We start from the raw sequence: 2,466 nt of genomic DNA, 5'->3' as shown, positions 1-2,466 counted from the left end.
TAATCGATGATTATCAGAAGTGCCAATAATAAAAATAATAGCCTTACAAGCTTATAAACTTGTAGGGCTATTTACTGTGTTAATTACCAAACAATCGGCTCCAGAAACCTTTTTTAGGTGGTTTTTCTTCCCTTTCTTCGTATTCACTATCTATTTCTTCGAATTGTTTATCGTCTATTGTGGATGGTTCTTCGTTGATAATTTCATCCTCTTTCTCTTCAGGTATATCTTTACGCTGTGCCTCTGTAGGTTGTTCCCATTCTTGTTGTTGATCAGTATCTTTAGACTCTCTAGTAAATGTTGTTTCTTGTACATTAACATTTTGTCTCTCATTAGGAGACGTATCAAAAGAATAATTAAGTTGTCTTTCTTCTTCTAACTGATTCTCTAGTTTCTGAATCTTTTTATTACTTTCTAAAGCTAATATTTGTTGATTTTCCAATAGTTTATTCAGTGTATTAACATTACTATTTTGTTGATCTAACTGCTTTGTTAAATTCTCAATATATTTCTCATCATTTTTAGATCGGGTTTCAAATATTTCTAGTTGCTTTTCTAATTCATTTACTTTTGTTTTTAATGTATTAGAGTTATTTGAATAATTATCTTCTTCATTTTTAAATTTTGTAACGTCTTCGTTAAATATTTCTTTACTATTTGAAATTTTACTTTTCGTTGTATCTTCTTTTTTTGTTATTTTATTTACAATTTTTAGACAATCTTTCTCATTAATATAATTAATACCATTTTCTTTTTCAAAAGTAATGTTCAAACTTTTAGCATTATTAACAATAGTTTGTTTAGTTACCTTTAATTCGTCAGCTAACATTTTAATAGTTTTCATAATGACCCTCTCTTTAGGTACCTAATTTACTACCTAATTTTACCATCTAATTATATTTTTTTCATCTTTTACCGCCTAAATTTAGTACCTAAAAATTATTATAGTGTCTAATTTACTACCTAAAAGTAGCTAGAACTACCTAATTTCACTACCTAATTATAAATGTTAATTTGTCATATATGAAATATCGTTCTAACTATACTTAAAACGCTTTATATACAACTTTAAAAGTGTTAATATTATTTTATGAAATTAAAAGAGCCAATGCTATTGGCGTAGCATCGGCTCTGGTAATAAAAACGATTTGCGTTCGTTTATTTATATATTTTTTTGATACTTGTATTATATATATCTAACCATCTAAGTGCAAGCACAAAACATATAACTTACGTAAAAATTGTTTTATTACCTCAACTCTAAAAAAGGAAATGAGGTTTTTATTATGTCTAACTTTAAAAAAATATCTGCCAGTGAATTTGAAACATTACGTTTTTATCAACTACCCAAATTTTTATTTGAAGATGAATATTTTTCTAAAATGCCTACAGAAGCCAAAGTTATGTATGCTTTATTAAAAGATCGCTTTGAACTATCAAGATTAAATAACTGGGTCGATTCAGAAAATAATATTTATCTTTTATATACAAATAAACAGTTATGTTCAATTTTAAATTATGCTGAACCAAAAATTATTAAGTTAAAAAAAGAGTTAGAAAAGTACAATTTGATTATAAATGAAAGACAAGGTTTAAATAAACCTAATAGAATTTACTTACTTGAACCGACATATGACAAGGAACTAATAAATTCTAAGTTCCAGAACAAAGAAAACATTAGTTCCAGAACTAATGAATCGTCAGTTCAAGAACTAACAAACTCTAAGTCAAATGATACTGAATTTAATAATACTGATTATATAGAGACTGAGACTAATGATACGAATGATTTGAATGATACAACTAGCAATATTTCTGAAAACGCTCATTCGAATCATACAAATCATCAACAAACTGAATTTAATAATGATGCCTTAAAATTCCAAGTGCTTGAAGAATTGCCACAACAAATCAAAGATTACTTAAGTAATTTTGAAATTAGAGAAATTCGTATTATTAAAAGTGTTTTACTTAAAGGAAAAAAATCATTTAATAATGCTCATGATACATATTACCGTTTAGAAGACGTGGAGTTCGAACTTGTCAGTGTCTTAAAACGATTTAAAGCGATGTTGCTACAAAAAAATGAAACGGTTGAAGCTATGCAAGGTTATTTGATGCAATCGATTAAAGCTGAACTAGAAGAGATACATGCGCTTAATATGCGTCGTCAAAATATGCCTAAGTACAATATCTTTAACGAATAATTCAAATGAGCTTACAGCAATTAAAGAAACCTCAAAATATTCGGTTAAGTCATCAGATTATTTAACTGGAGATAGCGAAAAAGATTCAGAGATTGTTAATGATTTAGAAAAAGGTTTATATCGAAAACGTATGTTGAGTTATGGTGGATTGCTTAAACAAAAACATAAAATTTTAAATTTAGATGATGCCGAAGATGGGAATTTAATTAATATAAGTGACGAAGATAAAACAACAGATGAAGAAGAAAAAGCACATTCA

Annotated in this window: 2 protein-coding genes and 1 pseudogene; 2 read left to right on the top strand and 1 reads right to left on the bottom strand. The window is 27.2% G+C overall.

Annotation, left to right across the window (positions count from 1 at the left end):
- Window positions 1-79: 79 nt before the first annotated feature.
- Entirely contained in the window at window positions 80-844 is a 765-nt protein-coding gene (locus tag KA824_RS09235) for a DUF536 domain-containing protein (RefSeq protein WP_107524379.1), read from the bottom strand.
- A 442-nt stretch (window positions 845-1,286) separates the two neighbouring features.
- Here KA824_RS09235 and KA824_RS09230 point away from each other — a divergent pair, with 442 nt between their 5' ends.
- Window positions 1,287-2,207 (top strand): replication initiator protein A, encoded by a 921-nt coding sequence (locus KA824_RS09230; RefSeq protein WP_107524378.1) that lies wholly within the window; start codon window positions 1,287-1,289, stop codon window positions 2,205-2,207.
- Window positions 2,208-2,223: 16 nt separating this feature from the next.
- Window positions 2,224-2,466: pseudogene (locus KA824_RS09225) on the top strand (protein rep); the annotation flags it as partial.

The organism is Staphylococcus sp. GDY8P198P (assembly GCF_017891615.1).
Lineage (GTDB): Bacteria > Bacillota > Bacilli > Staphylococcales > Staphylococcaceae > Staphylococcus > Staphylococcus cohnii.
Note: the sequence above shows the minus strand (reverse complement) of the source record. Positions and strands in the feature narration are given on the sequence as shown.